Here is a 15,686-nt window from a genome sequence, read left to right as displayed (position 1 = left end):
AGCGCTTAGCGTACGTAGTACACTTCTACTTCGCCATCTTCACCATCATCGTCTTCGTCGTCATCGCCCAACATACCTGCAAGACGTTGCTGACGGCGCATCTCACGATACGCTTCTTTCGCGGCAATGGTTTGTTCACGTGTTTCAGCTTCCAGCTGATCACGGAATGCTTTCATTTCTGCTGCGTACTCAGGATCTTCAACTTCGCGTTCACGTTGTTGCTCAATTTGATCCATCAAGTAATACACCACTTGCTGTGTACCTTCAGACATTAAGCCTGAAGTTTTGAACACAGGACCATCCCACTGCAATTCTTCAAGAATGTGTTTACACCATTCTTCACGTGAATCTTCAGGGATTTGATCAAGTTTATTCAACACCAATACGATTGGTAATTTGGCCAAAGTTGGAGAGAATTTTTCCAACTCTTGCAGAATCGTTTTGGCATTGTACGCAGGATCAGAACCATCAATAGGTTGAACATCCACAATGTGTAACAAAATACGAGAACGCGCCAAGTGTTTCAAAAAACGAATACCAAGGCCTGCGCCTTCTGCTGCACCTTCAATTAGTCCTGGAATATCCGCCATGACAAAAGAACGATGACGATCTGCATCCACCACGCCTAAATTTGGCACCATGGTGGTAAATGGATAGTCAGCAACTTTTGGTTTTGCCGCAGATACGGCACGAATAAAGGTCGATTTACCTGCATTAGGCATGCCTAGTAAGCCTACATCGGCAAGGACTTTCAACTCCAGACGGATTTCACGGAATTCACCTTTGGTACCATGCGTGAATTTACGCGGTGTACGGTTGGTAGATGATTTAAAGTGAGTATTCCCTAAACCACCATCACCACCTTGAGCGACCAATACTTTCTGACCACTTTCGACTAAATCTGCAATAATATCGCCAGAGTCTGTATCTACAATGGTTGTGCCCACTGGAACGGTCAAAATGACAGATTCACCACCACGGCCTGCACAGTTTGCGCCCGAACCGTTTTTACCACGTTCAGCACGAAATTTACGGGTATAACGATAATCTACAAGGGTGCTTGCGTTGTCGTCGGCTTGAATGAAAATGCTGCCGCCACGACCACCATCACCGCCATCTGGTCCACCAAATGGTACAAATTTCTCTCGGCGAAAACTGGCTACGCCATTGCCACCGTCGCCAGCCTCTACGGTAATGACTGCTTCATCAACAAAGCGCATCTTGCCAATCCTCTAAAAACTTTAAAAGCCGTATATTCTGCCATATTTTAGAGAATTTCTCGAATTATATTTATGCAATCGTATACAGAACTGCTTTTTATCCTTGGTTGTTCAAAACACTCATTGCTTTTAGCAATGAGAAGATCATTTTTTTCTTATACAGGTTTTGTATCGATCTTTTGATCTTGGGAAGCAGTCTATTTCGGTAGCGGCATCATGACCCTACTTTTTGCAGGCTTGTTATGGACAAAACTTCCATCTACGACTGTCAACACAGACTAGACTATAGCAGGCATATATCGTTCTTTAATTTAATTGGCTGTGACCCAACCATATTTAATTCATAGCGTGCGCAGGTGCTTTGGGCTTTGCCATTTTGTTCTTGGTTTTTACTCCCATAACTTTTGTTTATGTCATTCTGCCTTGTTGTTTTAGTGATTTCTCAAATTAGGCTTTTGGGTTTATTGGGTGGCAGCGGAATTTTCTCGTCAAGTGGGTCTGTTTAGACGGTGGGCAAAAGGCGTGAAATTGTGTCGCAATGTTATGTATTGGCTTGATGATATTTTCTTGCATTCCACTTTTTGCACAGCATAATATCGTGGCTTATGCCGTTGGCGTGTTGATGATTTATTTGGGTTTAACGGCTTTTCACGTATTAAATCACAACTTAGTGTACCGAATTGATGCCACCGCACGTTCCCGCATCAATGCGGTATACATGACCATTTATTTTTCAGGTGCGGCACTTGGTTGATTGACGGCGCTCTACACATGGCATTAGGGGGGCTGAATGGATGATTTTGCCAGTATATTGTTGTTTGCCTTAAGGATTTTGCTGATTGATCGTTATGATTTTTCACATCAACGCACTATTTAATCATCCAGAATGTGCTTTGGAGTAGGAACATCTACAGCGACTTCCCTAAAAGATGAGTAATCCATTAGTGGGAAGATTGTTGTGAATTTTCAGGCAAATGCTGTTCTAAATACTCAATGAGTTGATTCACTCTTATTGCAATTTGTGAGCCTTCAAAAGTGAGTTGATATTCCACTTTAGGCGGTATCGTTGGGTAAACTGTGCGCAAAATTAACCCATCTTGTTCTAGAATTTTAAGGGTTTGCGCCAACATTTTTTCACTCACCCCTTCAATGCGCTGTCTTAGCTCACTAAAACGGTGCAAACCTTCGCTCAAACAATGCAACACCAACATTGACCATTTATTGGCTAGATGCTCCAAACGAATCCGAGAGGGACAATCTTTAGCAAGGACTTGTCCAAGTAAGTGACTAGTGGCGTATGGCATAACGGCATCCTTCTGTTATTTCTATTGTTCAGGCTTTGAAAGCTTGAAAGCAAAATCAAATCTACTTACTTTTTAGTAGAGACTTTATTTTGGTAAGTTTAGAATAGCGTATTGGGTGAAAATTTCAACACTCATCCTTATATTTAAGAATGAAATAAATGCAAAAAAAGAGCTTCCTTTGAAGCTCTTTTTAATTTTAAAGTTCTGTATCTACAAATTATGCATTTGTTTCAGCAGGAACTTTAGGATAGCTTACGCCGCCCATTTGTTCAGCAATACGCAATACTTGGCAGCTATAACCCACTTCGTTGTCATACCAAACGTAAGCAGTTAAACGGTTGCCTGAAGTAATGGTTGCTTGCGCATCGAATACACCTGCAGTACGCGAACCAATGAAGTCGCTTGAAACCACTTCAGTCGAGTTGGTATAACCAATTTGACCTTGAAGATTAGAGTGAATTGAAATTTGACGAATGTATTCGTTCACTTCTTCACGATCTACTTCTTTCTCAAGCGTTAAGTTCAAGATTGCAAGTGATACGTTTGGCGTAGGAACACGTACAGAGTTACCTGTTAATTTACCTTGTAATGCAGGCAATGCTTTCGCCACTGCTTTTGCTGCACCTGTTTCGGTAATAACCATGTTCAAAGTTGCTGCGCGACCACGACGATCAGCCTTGTGATAGTTATCAATCAAGTTTTGGTCGTTAGTGAATGAGTGAACAGTTTCAACGTGACCATTCACAACGGTGTACTTGTCATGCAACACTTTTAAAGTTGGTGTGATTGCATTCGTTGTACAGCTTGCTGCAGAAATAATTTTATCTTCATCAAGAATGTCAGCTTGGTTAACACCGTACACCACGTTTTTCATGTCACCTTTACCAGGTGCAGTTAAAATTACGCGTGCAGCGCCTGGGCATTGAAGGTGTTGTGCAAGACCATCTGCATCACGCCATTTACCAGTGTTATCAATCACCAATGCATTGTTGATGCCATAAGCCGTATAGTCTACTTCAGATGGGTTTGACGCATAAATCACTTTAATGAAGTTACCATTTGCGATAATGGCTTCATTTTCTTCATCTACAGAAATAGTGCCTGCAAACGGACCGTGAATAGAGTCACGACGCAATAAAGATGCACGTTTTTCTAAATCACCGTCAGATGATTTACGTACCACAATAGCTTTAAGGTTTAAGCCACGACCAAGACCTGATTGACCAATGATTAAACGTGCAAGAATACGACCGATACGACCAAAACCGTAAAGAACAACATCTTTGCTTTCTACTGTTGTTGGGTTACCTGCTAAAGATTTCACAGCGTCTGCAACAAATGCATCTACATCGCCGCCTTTTTCTTTATATTCAACAGCAAGTTTACCCAAGTCAACTTCTGCTGAACCAATGTTCTCTACTTTGGTTAAAGCTTCAAGCAATGGGAATGTGTGAACAACTGAAAGTTCTACATCCATCATACGAGTACGACGGTGTGCTTTCAAAATTTGGATCACAGAACGGTTAACTAAAGAACGACCAAATACTGAAACCATGATATTTTTTTCACGGTACAACTGACCGAGTAAAGCAATCATACGTTCCGCGATTTCTTCACGGTTTTTCCAGCGACCTTGGTGCTCTGCGTGTAGGGCGATGATAGTCTCTTTGCTCACAGATACGTCCTCTAATTAATTGTATATCTAGGCATGAATTTCAAAACCCGATAATTGTAATGGAATTGTCGTCAAGATTGAATCAAAAGCTGGCATTGACCCGACTATTTTCTTATATATTCACTATAAATTCATAAAATAGTGGTAATTATTTTTGTGATTTTAGTTTTTTCAACAAAAGTTCAATTTTTTAGACGAAAAGGAGGATGATGCAAAACCTCCTTATCTTCTTCGAAATTTGAATATCTCACCATAACGACGGTTTTTATTGTCCAGATGACTGTCGAATTTTCCGCTGTAAATCCTGTTGATTTATTTTTTGCTTTCTTAAATGCAAGCACCCTTCAACCACCAATAATGCAACTGCCAACCAAATTGGAATATAAGTCAGCCATTCCCCTGCTTCAACTCGTTCACCTAACAACATAGATGCAAAAGCCAACAGCACAGGTTCTAAATAGCTCAATAAACCAAAAATCACAAAAGGCAAATAGCGACTGGCCAAAATATAACTGCCAAGTCCCAATGCACTTAAAAAGCCTAGCCCAAGTACCGACCAAATTAAATATGGAAAAGCTGCGATGACATTTACACTGTCACTATAATAAAAGCCTAGATATACCGCGATAGGAATGACTAGCAGTAAATCCCACCAAAATCCGCCCAAGTGATCGGTTCGGAAGACCCGACGTAAAAAGAAGTATAAAGGATAGGCACATGCGACATATAAAGTTTCCCATGCCACCGTGCCAATGCGCCAGATTTCATGACTGACACCTAGCACAGCTAAGGCAACTGCTGCCCTCTGCCAAGTCGATAATTTTTCCTTATACAGCACACATCCAAGCAGAACCATAACCAAAGGCAAGAGGAAATAACCCAATGAAACTTGCAAACCACGCCCGTTAATCGGTCCCCACAAAAATAACCACAATTGCGTAGTGCATAAAAAAGAACTAAAAATCAGCCAAAGTATGAATTGTGGTTGTTGTTTGAGCCGCTGAAAAATCGCGGAAATATGTTTTAAATCTCCCGACCACCACATAAACAAAGTTAGGAATGGCAAAGTTGCCAACATACGCCACGCAAAAGTTTCTTCGCTGTCTAAAGGTTTGAGTAATTGGGTATAAAAATACTGCACCCCAAAAGTGACCGATGCTAAAACCGATAGTGCAATGCCTTTATACATCCGACTCTCCCCTATATCAGTCGGCATTATACTCATATATACGTTGTTTTAGAGATTGATCGAATGTTCAAAATTTATAATGACAGGATATAAAAAACCACGCAGCTTTTGCGTGGTCAATTGGTCTGCATACGTTTGTCTGCTTATATCTATAAGTAGCTCTGGAGCTGCTGCAACTTAGTCTGACTTTTTAGTTTGCGTATGTCTGGTATAAATCACATCACTTAAGTCATAACCGAGTGATTTGGCATAGTTCAGATATTCAGTCACGACAGCCTGATCAGGATGCGGCGTACGTGAAAGTACCCATAAATATTTACGGCGTGGTTCACCCACCAAGGCAGTTTGATAGTCATCATCTAGCTTTAACACCCAATAATCACCACGCCCTACAGGCAACCAACGAATGACTTCAGGTAAAAAGCTAACTTTGAGTTTGCTGTTAAAAGGCGCATTTTGTACAAAAGCTTCGCCCAAAGCACGCATTTGTTTGCCATCTTTTGCAATACAACGGTTATCCACCTGCACATTGCCATTTTCATTCAATGTATATGCTGCTGTTACATTTGAACCGCATTTGTTTTGGAAATATAAAGGCTTTCTTGCAACCTCATACCAAACGCCTAAATATTTATCTAACTCGACTTTTTCTACCGTTTTCATCGGTTCATTGGTTTTGGAATATGCCATAGTCGCAGCACCCAAACCAATCAGCACCACACCACCAAGGGCAATTTTGGCAAGTCGCGCACCTGCAAACGGAAGTTTTTTAGCCATTGTCCCAACCTCTAAACTCTAATGTTCAGTCAATTTTGTTTATCTTCTTCAAAAATAACCGCAAGCATTTCAATTTACTGTATGGATATGTAATTTTTGCAACTCAAATTTTACATAGCAAGTTTAGTATGCAAACTCGCACTTACACTGACAGTGCAATTCGCCCCAATTTAGCCAGATTGCAACATTTGCGCTTTTAAACGCAAAATTTCATCACGTAAACGAGCCGCTTGTTCAAATTGCAGTTCTTTAGATGCTTTCAACATCTGTTTTTCAAGTTTGGCAATATGTTTGGCATACAGTTTAGGGTCAGCCAAAATGTGTTGTTCATCGTCACTCAACGCACGGCTTTGTGCATTGATTTTTTCCTCAATATGCTCATCATTCAGCACTTCACCTGTGTCAATTTCTTTAATCACTTGACGTACCGCACTGCGTGGGGTAATGCCATGTAATTCATTAAATTCAATTTGTTTTGCACGACGACGTTCCGTTTCATCTATCGCCTTTTGCATTGAGTCAGTAATGCGATCTGCATATAAAATTGCTTTACCTTTCAAGTTACGCGCCGCACGTCCAATGGTTTGAATCAACGAACGCTCTGAACGTAAAAAGCCTTCTTTATCGGCATCTAAAATAGCCACCAAAGACACTTCTGGCATATCCAAGCCTTCACGCAACAAGTTGATGCCGACCAACACATCATGTACGCCTGTACGTAATTCATGAATAATTTTAACGCGTTCTACAGTATCAATATCGGAGTGTAAATAAGCCACTTGAATGCCGTATTCTTTTAAATATGAGGTCAAATCTTCGGCCATGCGTTTGGTTAATGTGGTGACCAACACCCGCTCATTCAATTCTTTACGCAGATAGATTTCAGACAGCACATCATCCACCTGAGTTAATACCGGACGAATTTCAATTTCAGGGTCAATCAACCCAGTTGGACGCACCACTTGCTCTACAATTTGCTGCGATTTTTCCAATTCATATTGTGCAGGTGTGGCACTCACATAAATTGTGGATGGGACAATGCGCTCCCATTCTTCAAATTTCATCGGGCGGTTGTCTAACGCACTTGGCAAACGGAACCCGTAATTCACCAAGTTTTCTTTACGTGAACGGTCACCTTTATACATTGCGCCAATTTGCGGAACGGTCACGTGCGATTCATCAATAATCAGCAAGGCATCATCAGGTACATAGTCAAACAAAGTGGGCGGTGCTTCACCTGCAGGTCGCCCAGACAAATGGCGTGAATAGTTTTCGATGCCATTGGTATAGCCCAATTGCTGCATCATTTCTAAATCATAGCGGGTACGTTGTTCTATGCGCTGCGCTTCGAGCAATTTGTCATGTTCACGGAAAAACACCAAACGCTCTTTCAGCTCTTCTTTAATGGTGCCAATTGCACGTTCCAAATGATCTTTTGGGGTAACATAGTGACTTTTAGGATAAATGGTCACGCGCGGCACTTTACGTATCAGTTTACCTGTGAGTGGATCAAACCAACGAATCGAATCAACTTCATCATCAAACAGTTCTATGCGAATAGCATATTGATCAGATTCGGCTGGGAAAATATCTAAAATTTCACCCCGAATACGGTAAGTACCACGCAAAAACTCCAGCTCATTACGGCTGTATTGCATTTCGACCAAACGACGGATCAAATCATCACGATTCACCCGATCACCTTGCACCACATGCAGCAACATGCTCATATAAGCATTGGGGTCACCCAAACCGTAAATTGCAGATACCGATGCGACAATAATGGCATCACGACGCTCTAGCAAAGCACGTGTGGCCGAGAGTCGCATTTGGTCAATATGATCATTAATAGCCGCATCTTTTTCAATAAAAGTATCGGAAGATGGTACATAGGCTTCAGGCTGATAATAGTCATAATAACTGACAAAATATTCGACTGCGTTGTTCGGAAAGAACGCTTTAAACTCACCATACAACTGCGCTGCCAGCGTTTTGTTATGTGCCATGACAATGGTCGGACGCTGTGTTCTGGCAATCACATTGGCCATGGTATAAGTCTTACCTGAGCCTGTAACCCCAAGTAATAGCTGATCATGATAGCCCTGTTCTATCCCTTGAACCAATTTTTCAATGGCTTGTGGTTGGTCACCCGCAGGTTGATAGTTGGTGACTAAATCGAAAGGTTGCTTATCACTCACAAATGCAGCTCTCAGGTTTGATGCGACCTGATATTTTAGCAGATTTGCCTACACTCAGGACATCCGAATATGTTGTGGCGATGTTGCGTAGCTACAAAGCCATTGCTCGGTTTTAATTCTGTAGTGGACGCTGTTAGAACGAAGATGTGCTACGACTAAATTGAGCACGGGGAAACTGCTTTAAGACTTGACCCACTGGCTATTCAAAGGCAACATGAAATTTCAGGACGACAACCATAAAAGCACACATTCATGACTTACCAATATCACGACGAATCAATTATCAAAAGCCTCCCTGAAGATACTGTTTTCGTATTTGGCAGTAACATGGCAGGACAACATGCAGGTGGTGCAGCACGAACAGCCAAAGAATTTTTTGGTGCCGTTGAAGGCGTCGGGCGCGGTTGGGCAGGACAAAGTTTTGCCATTCCAACCATGAATGAACATTTACAACAAATGCCACTATCGCAAATTCAGCACTATGTGGATGACTTTAAAATCTATGCCAAAAACCATCCTAAAATGAAGTATTTTTTAACTTCAATTGGTTGTGGTATTGCAGGTTATACGGTTGAAGAAATTGCCCCTATGTTTAAAGGCATTGCCCATAATGTGATTTTTCCTGCGTCGTTTCGTCCTTTTGTCGAAAAAGCATTGCCTAAACTAACGCAAAAATTACTACACACCATTTACCGTGATTCTGTGATTTTTACCCCTGCCACCGATGAATTAATTGAAGTCTTGGCATTGAGCGATAATGAAAAAGCCTTGGCTAAAATCATATTGAATACACAAATGTACCCAACTGACAGCAATGGGCGTGATCGGGTCTTTGAAATTCAGGATATTTTGCACAACTTAAATGGTAAGGTATTCGAGTTCCAAATTAATTCAGAAGGCCCAATGCTATTTGGTGCAGCGATTTTGGCTTTATTGGAATTGTATAATATCAACGAGCAAGATTTTAGCGATGTATGGCATGGCGTACGTGAAATCTCGCCGCCAAAACCTGCCAACAAAGCGCGTAAGCATGTTCGTTAATTTCAATACTTTTAAATCCCCATCAATAAAAATGCCACGTAATTGTGGCATTTTTTTTAGCGCTTACCCATCGAACGACGAGTACCACGTGGCGGTGGCCAAGTCTTATCCGCATATTGCTCAGGTTTAGGACGCACCGAATTATGTACCGCCTGATCATTATCCTGCGCTGTGTTTGGCATTGGGAATGGGAGATTCACCAATGGTTTTTTTGAAGTAGGCTGCTGCTTACTCATGACCATCACTCTTATAAAATTTGGACTATTTTAAAGTTTTTTGCCGCCCGATGCGAGAAACTTCCACCTCACAGCAGTTTTAATCACGATTTCATAGGAAATTGGTCTAATTTGGTGATTTTTTATTAATTTGATGCAATTTTAAACGACGCAGACATCGAATTTAGGCTAAGATAATATGCTTTTTATTTTTTTATCCCTATAAGAAGGAATATGCCGTGGACGTACGTCTCTCTGATCGTGTCAATGCCATCAAACCGTCCCCAACACTTGCAGTAACCAATAAAGCCGCTGAACTTAAAGCTGCGGGTCATAACGTTATTGGTTTGGGTGCAGGTGAACCGGATTTCGATACACCACAACACATCAAAGATGCAGCTATTGCAGCAATTAATAACGGTTTTACAAAATATACTGCTGTTGACGGTACGCCTGGTCTTAAAAAAGCCATTATCGCAAAATTAAAACGTGACAATAATCTTGACTACCAAGCGAACCAAATTTTGGTTTCTTGTGGTGGTAAGCAATCATTCTTTAACTTGGCGTTGGCTTTGTTAAACAAGGGTGATGAAGTGATTATCCCTGCACCGTTCTGGGTAAGCTATCCAGATATGGTGATTATTGCTGAAGGCGTGCCAGTTATTGTGGAATGTGGTGAAGAACAACGCTTCAAAATCTCACCTGAACAATTAGAAGCTGCGATCACTGACAAAACACGTTTAGTGGTGTTAAACAGCCCATCTAACCCTACAGGTATGATCTACACTAAAGCTGAATTAGAAGCTTTGGCTGCTGTACTACGCAAATACCCTGAAGTATTCATTGCATCTGACGATATGTACGAACCAATCCGTTGGGATGATGAGTTCTATAACATCGCGACAGTTGCACCAGACCTTTATGACCGCACAATCGTGTTAAACGGTGTGTCTAAAGCTTATGCAATGACTGGCTGGCGTATTGGCTATGCAGCGGGCCCTGCTAAACTAATTGGTGCGATGAAGAAAATTCAATCTCAATCGACTTCTAACCCAACTTCTATTTCGCAAGTTGCTGCAGAAGCTGCATTGAACGGCCCACAAGACGTACTTGAGCCAATGGTTGAAGCATTCAAACGCCGTCATGACTTAGTTGTAAATGGCTTGAATGACATCAAAGGTATTTCTTGCTTACCTGCAGATGGCGCGTTCTATGCGTATGCAAACATCAAACCATTAATTCGTGCGAAAGGCTTAAAATCTTGCACAGAATTCTCTGCTTGGTTATTGGAAGAAACTGGTGTTGCCGTTGTTCCTGGTGATGCGTTCGGTTTAGGTGGTTTCATGCGTATTTCTTATGCAACTGCAGACGAAGTACTTGTAGATGCGCTTGCACGTATCAAAAAAGCTGCTGAATCAATTGAAGGTGTAGATGAAGCGATTGCTTCAATCGAAGCTGAAAAAGCTGCAAAATAATCTAAACCTGTTTAGATGAACAAAACCCACGATTGAATCGTGGGTTTTTGTTTTTAATTGCGTTTTTTCACTCACTATTTCCCCTTCTTTCTGAGGAGAGAGATCACAAACAACGCTTTAAAAAAGCCTCACAATCATTTCTTGATAGATATAAGAAATTCAATAAAAGACCAAACCCGCTGCAATCTAAACGGTTTTATACACGTGGTTTAGTTAAAATCACCATCAAAATACCACATAACACAATCAAGGTTGCCACGACCATCAACAGGGTGAGTTGTTCACCTAAAAAAATCACACCGCCTAAAATCGCCAAACACGGAACAGAAAGTTGCACAGTACTTGCGGTAATGTGATCAATTTTTTTCACAATGCTATACCACAACACATACGCCCCAGCCGAAGCCAATGCACCCGACAACACAGCCAAAACCACACCCTGCCAAGTGATAAAACTTGCAGGTAAATGCCAAAGAAAAAATACAGCAACAACTGGTGTGGCCAAAATAAAATTAGACAGCGTATTGGTTAAAGCATGCTGCATCGTCTTTGCAGCAATGCTATAAAAACCCCATGCAATACCTGCCAGCAACATCATTAATGCGTATTTGAGCGTTGGTGTACTAGCTTCAGGCAATAACAACAAGCCCATCCCTAATATAGCGCAGCCCAACCCGACCCAACGCGGTAAAGTCATGCGCTCACCATGCAAAATCGCATAGCTGATCATGGTGATTTGCACTGCGCCAAATAGAATTAATGCACCTATGCCTGCATCAATATGCAAATATGCCAACGAAAAACCAAGTAGATATACAGCAAGGCTTAGGGCAGATTTCCATTGGAATTGAATTGGTTGTTGAACCTGCAAAACAACATAGAATATGCCTAAGCACACCGCCCCGCTGCCAACTCGGAGCAAACTAAAACTCATAGGATCAATTTGCTGTTGAGCCAATGCCAAACGACACAGCAAAGAATTTGCAGCAAATGCGAGCATGGCAATACATATTTTAATCCACACGGCTGAATATCCTTTTCAAGCTGTTCGCAAATCTTTATCGCAGTTAATAACACTATTTTAGTGCAAGTCATTTAGCTCGATTCAATGCAAATCTATTTGGCTGAAATGATAAATCATCATAGATTAAACACTATTTAGATTAAACACCGTTTTTCAACGCAGCAATCAGTTCTGATTTAGACACTGCAGGTTGTGATGTCGCTTTATATTCACATAAATAGCGAAAAGCAGAGTCTAATTCTACACGCAATTGTTTTTGTTCAGACACAGACCATACACGTGAACGGTTGCTCCCCGAAAGTGCGCTGCCTGCTAGTTGGTACAAATATAAATCATGATCACGCGGCAATGGTTTTTTGGTGCCGTTGTCTGGATGGTCTGAAAGCAATTGACAGGTTGATTGAATGAGCCATTTTTCACTAAACCACAATTGCAATAAATCGCCCAGATACAAATCTTGAGGTGCAAAAGGCCAGACGTGAATATATGCACCTTTTACAGCAGTATAGTATTGTTCAGGCGCAGACAGGATAGAAAGATAATGTTCTTGATAATAAGAAAATTGAGAAAAAATATCAGAAATGCTGAGCGTATTCATTCGCTTACTCCGATTTAGCCATTTTAGTGCTGGCAAGTTGGGTTAAATCCACACTGTTTAAGATCTACTTAAACGCCTTGTTCTGTTACTCAGACTAACGACCGATTTTGTGTAACGCAAGTTTTATGGGTGATTTTTTTATAAAATTTTGTTTTTTGTTCAAATAAAAAGCATATAAAGTCAAAATGAACGAAACATGACAATTTATGCTTGACCCTTGCTTAAATCTGCTTATAATCGCATTCAGATTCTCCCATAGCTCAGTCGGTAGAGCGACGGACTGTTAATCCGCAGGTCCCTGGTTCGAGCCCAGGTGGGAGAGCCAAATTCTAAAAAACCCAAGCATAACGACTTGGGTTTTTTATTGCCTAAAATTTATGGATGATATGGTCTGTAAATATCTAAGCAGCGATTCATCCCTCAATCATTCAAAAAGATGAATGTAACTGTTTTGGGCAATTCAGCTTAATGTAATTCCTAATCTTAGCCTTGATCATTTCTAAGTGACTTAGGCAACAATCCACAATCAAAATACCTAAGCAATAACTTGATTGATAAAAAAACGGAACCGAAGTTCCGTTTTCTATCTTAGATCATCTACAAGTTTTAAGCTGCTTGCACTGGCACACCACTATGAAAACGAAACAGATGATCTGGACTTAAAATAAGATTCTTTTCCACTTCACGCATATGTTGAATTCGCCCCTGAATATCTTCTTCTGGGTTTTTCAGTTTTGCCGTTTTTGCCACATCCAAAGCCAGCGCCAAATAATCTTCATAATGACGTGATTCTGATTTAAGCAAATAACGGTAATACTTTCCTAATTCTTCATCCACCAGTGGCGCAAGCGCATAAAAACGCTCGCATGAACGTGCTTCTACAAAGGCACCAATCACCAAAACATCAATCAATGCTTCGGGTTCATAGGTGCGGATTTCTTTACGTAAACCACCTGCATAACGCCCTGCACTTAAACCTTGCCACGTTTGCCCACGCTTTGCCATCAACTCTAGCACCTGTTCATAATGCAACATTTCTTCGCGTACCAACTGTGCCAGTTTGACCTGCAAATCGATAAAAAAGCTGTAACGAAACATCAGATTCATGGCTGTGCCTGCTGCTTTTTTCTCACAGTTGGCGTGATCTTGCATCAAAATATCTAAATTATTTAATGCTTCATTCAACCATTCTTTGGGTGTTTCACAGCCTAAAAATGCCATTACAGGCTGCATCAATTCATCATAATTTATGCTGGACATAAGGTTTCAAATTTTATCTTTCAATTTCAAATATACAGATTAACGCGCTGCATCAATCGCGGCTTTCATGCGTTTAACAGCCTGTTCTAAGCCAACAAATACAGCATCACCAATTAACGCGTGACCAATATTTAACTCATGGATGTGTTGAATAGCGGCAATTGCACCCACATTATCCAAGTTCAAGCCATGTCCTGCATTAATCACCAAACCACGGCTAGTTGCGTATTCTACGCCCTGAACAATACGGGTCAATTCAGCTTGCTGTGCAGCTTCATTTTCTGCATTGGCATACGCGCCTGTATGGATTTCAATGGTCGGTGCACCACACGCAACAGCCGCATCAATTTGTGCTAGTTCTGCATCAATAAAGAGTGATACATCACAACCAATCGCTGTTAATTCCTGGGTAGCGGCCTTAACTGCTGCAAAATTTCCTACTACATCCAAACCACCTTCAGTGGTCACTTCTTCACGGCGTTCAGGTACTAAACACACATTCTGTGGACGAATTTCCTTGGCAAACTCGATCATTTCTTCAGTGACTGCCATTTCCAAATTCATGCGGGTTTTTAACAACGGACGCATGCGACGCACATCATCATCCTGAATATGACGACGGTCTTCACGCAAATGCAAAGTAATTCCCTCTGCACCTGCCTGTTCACAAACTAATGCGGCCTTTACAGGGTCTGGATAGTTCGTGCCACGCGCTTGTCTTAAAGTTGCCACATGGTCAATATTGACACCGAGTAAAGCCATAATAGGTTCCTAAATTACGCTTGGGTTTGAGAATTCTGAATCCACAATTGGCGACTTTTTAAGGGTCGATCACCCAACAGTGAACTAATCATTTGTCGATACAGCCGAGACAGTAATTGTAACTGCTCTGGATTAAAATCCCTACCTTTTTCATAGTCGCACATACTCAGGATCTGTACGCCAAGCAAATTTGTTCGTGATGCTTGCGCGGTGGGGATAAAACCATCATTCAGTTGAAAATGATAATGCATATTTGGCTGAATCGGCTCTTGGTTCGCATCAACTGAAAAATCAATGGCATAGCCTAATTCTTCCAATAAAGCATGTTCAAACTGACGCAAAATTTGTCTTAAGAATAGATTGGGATTTTCTTGACTAGATAAGTGTTGTAAGTGCGCTAAAGTCTGGTGATATTGCACAAAAGTTTCAGGCATTTCCACTTCTGCAGAACACAAGCGCAACACGATTTCATTTAAATAAAAGCCCGAAAAAAATGCATCACCAAAGAAAAAAACGGGTTGATTAACAATTTCGAGTTTAGTGAAATTTTTAAGATCCGATTTTCCCGAAGCTTGTATGCGAATCGGTTGATATTGTGGTGGTGGCATTTGTCTTAAAATACCATCGACCCGCCCATGCTCACGGGTAAACAAATGCACAATATAGCTACGTTCACGGTATTTTCGATGATGTATTAAATAACCATGCAAGATTTCATTACGCATGATTACGTTAATTAATCCTGTTCTTTAGAGGATTTTTGTTTTGATTGTTCTTCGTCATCCCCATCTGGAATGACCGCGCCGACCACAGCAGCAGTGCCTTTCACCACGCCTTTTGTAGTTTTGTAGGCGACTTTTACGGGAACTGTCACAACTTTGTGAATACAACCTTGCAAGACCAACATACATGCCACAATGGCCAAGACTTTCATCATCACAGTTCCCT

16 protein-coding genes and 1 tRNA gene are annotated in these 15,686 nt (G+C 41.2%); 4 read left to right on the top strand and 13 right to left on the bottom strand.

The window, feature by feature from the left end:
- Window positions 1–5: 5 nt before the first annotated feature.
- Window positions 6–1,220, bottom strand: a complete 1,215-nt coding sequence (gene cgtA, locus LZP46_RS05295; protein ID WP_236094907.1) for an Obg family GTPase CgtA — start codon at window positions 1,218–1,220, stop codon at window positions 6–8.
- A gap of 556 nt (window positions 1,221–1,776) precedes the next feature.
- Between cgtA and LZP46_RS05290 the strand changes: the two genes are divergently transcribed.
- The gene (locus tag LZP46_RS05290) at window positions 1,777–1,974 is read left to right on the top strand and encodes a hypothetical protein (protein WP_236094906.1); all 198 of its coding nucleotides are present in this window, start codon (window positions 1,777–1,779) and stop codon (window positions 1,972–1,974) included.
- Window positions 1,975–2,161: 187 nt separating this feature from the next.
- Here the strand turns inward: LZP46_RS05290 and LZP46_RS05285 are convergent, their stop codons facing one another.
- The 5 genes from LZP46_RS05285 to uvrB form a co-directional block, all read right to left on the bottom strand.
- Entirely contained in the window at window positions 2,162–2,524 is a 363-nt protein-coding gene (locus LZP46_RS05285) for a winged helix-turn-helix transcriptional regulator (RefSeq protein ID WP_236094905.1), read from the bottom strand.
- A gap of 217 nt (window positions 2,525–2,741) precedes the next feature.
- Window positions 2,742–4,199: a glyceraldehyde-3-phosphate dehydrogenase gene (locus tag LZP46_RS05280; protein WP_236094904.1), complete on the bottom strand. Its 1,458-nt coding sequence runs from the start codon at window positions 4,197–4,199 to the stop codon at window positions 2,742–2,744.
- A 265-nt stretch (window positions 4,200–4,464) separates the two neighbouring features.
- Window positions 4,465–5,388 (bottom strand): EamA family transporter RarD, encoded by a 924-nt coding sequence (rarD, locus tag LZP46_RS05275; RefSeq protein WP_236094903.1) that lies wholly within the window; start codon window positions 5,386–5,388, stop codon window positions 4,465–4,467.
- 177 nt (window positions 5,389–5,565) lie between these two features.
- The gene (locus LZP46_RS05270; RefSeq protein ID WP_004971700.1) at window positions 5,566–6,165 is read right to left on the bottom strand and encodes a lipocalin family protein; all 600 of its coding nucleotides are present in this window, start codon (window positions 6,163–6,165) and stop codon (window positions 5,566–5,568) included.
- 170 nt (window positions 6,166–6,335) lie between these two features.
- Window positions 6,336–8,363 (bottom strand): excinuclease ABC subunit UvrB, encoded by a 2,028-nt coding sequence (gene uvrB, locus LZP46_RS05265; RefSeq protein WP_236094902.1) that lies wholly within the window; start codon window positions 8,361–8,363, stop codon window positions 6,336–6,338.
- Between the two features lie 252 nt (window positions 8,364–8,615).
- On the opposite strand from uvrB, the gene LZP46_RS05260 reads away from it, so the two are divergent.
- Window positions 8,616–9,404, top strand: coding sequence for an A1S_2505 family phage non-structural protein (locus LZP46_RS05260; protein WP_236094901.1), 789 nt, complete (start codon window positions 8,616–8,618; stop codon window positions 9,402–9,404).
- A gap of 56 nt (window positions 9,405–9,460) precedes the next feature.
- Here the strand turns inward: LZP46_RS05260 and LZP46_RS05255 are convergent, their stop codons facing one another.
- Window positions 9,461–9,640, bottom strand: a complete 180-nt coding sequence (locus tag LZP46_RS05255; RefSeq protein WP_004971707.1) for a hypothetical protein — start codon at window positions 9,638–9,640, stop codon at window positions 9,461–9,463.
- Window positions 9,641–9,858: 218 nt separating this feature from the next.
- Between LZP46_RS05255 and LZP46_RS05250 the strand changes: the two genes are divergently transcribed.
- Complete coding sequence (locus LZP46_RS05250) at window positions 9,859–11,094, top strand: pyridoxal phosphate-dependent aminotransferase (RefSeq protein ID WP_236094900.1); 1,236 nt, start codon at window positions 9,859–9,861, stop codon at window positions 11,092–11,094.
- A gap of 196 nt (window positions 11,095–11,290) precedes the next feature.
- Here LZP46_RS05250 and LZP46_RS05245 read toward each other — a convergent pair whose 3' ends face one another.
- The gene (locus tag LZP46_RS05245; RefSeq protein WP_236094899.1) at window positions 11,291–12,118 is read right to left on the bottom strand and encodes a DMT family transporter; all 828 of its coding nucleotides are present in this window, start codon (window positions 12,116–12,118) and stop codon (window positions 11,291–11,293) included.
- Window positions 12,119–12,257: 139 nt separating this feature from the next.
- Window positions 12,258–12,716 carry a hypothetical protein gene (locus LZP46_RS05240; RefSeq protein WP_236094898.1) on the bottom strand — a complete coding sequence of 153 codons (459 nt, stop codon included), beginning with the start codon at window positions 12,714–12,716 and terminating at the stop codon, window positions 12,258–12,260.
- A gap of 249 nt (window positions 12,717–12,965) precedes the next feature.
- Here LZP46_RS05240 and LZP46_RS05235 point away from each other — a divergent pair.
- Window positions 12,966–13,041, top strand: a tRNA-Asn gene (locus LZP46_RS05235).
- 281 nt (window positions 13,042–13,322) lie between these two features.
- Here LZP46_RS05235 and LZP46_RS05230 read toward each other — a convergent pair.
- Genes LZP46_RS05230 through LZP46_RS05215 form a run of 4 tightly spaced genes read right to left on the bottom strand, consistent with a single transcriptional unit; the run spans window position 13,323 to window position 15,675 of the window.
- Window positions 13,323–13,976 carry a tRNA-(ms[2]io[6]A)-hydroxylase gene (locus LZP46_RS05230; RefSeq protein WP_236094897.1) on the bottom strand — a complete coding sequence of 218 codons (654 nt, stop codon included), beginning with the start codon at window positions 13,974–13,976 and terminating at the stop codon, window positions 13,323–13,325.
- A 39-nt stretch (window positions 13,977–14,015) separates the two neighbouring features.
- A complete protein-coding gene (gene pdxJ, locus LZP46_RS05225; RefSeq protein ID WP_236095177.1) occupies window positions 14,016–14,741 on the bottom strand; it encodes a pyridoxine 5'-phosphate synthase in 726 nt (241 codons plus the stop codon).
- An 11-nt stretch (window positions 14,742–14,752) separates the two neighbouring features.
- Window positions 14,753–15,466, bottom strand: a complete 714-nt coding sequence (recO, locus tag LZP46_RS05220) for a DNA repair protein RecO (RefSeq protein WP_236095176.1) — start codon at window positions 15,464–15,466, stop codon at window positions 14,753–14,755.
- Between the two features lie 8 nt (window positions 15,467–15,474).
- Window positions 15,475–15,675, bottom strand: coding sequence for an NF038104 family lipoprotein (locus LZP46_RS05215; protein ID WP_236094896.1), 201 nt, complete (start codon window positions 15,673–15,675; stop codon window positions 15,475–15,477).
- Between the last annotated feature and the right edge of the window lie 11 nt (window positions 15,676–15,686).

Origin of the sequence: Acinetobacter sp. SCLZS86 (genome assembly GCF_021560715.1) — a bacterium.
GTDB lineage: Bacteria > Pseudomonadota > Gammaproteobacteria > Pseudomonadales > Moraxellaceae > Acinetobacter > Acinetobacter towneri_A.
Note: the sequence above shows the minus strand (reverse complement) of the source record. Positions and strands in the feature narration are given on the sequence as shown.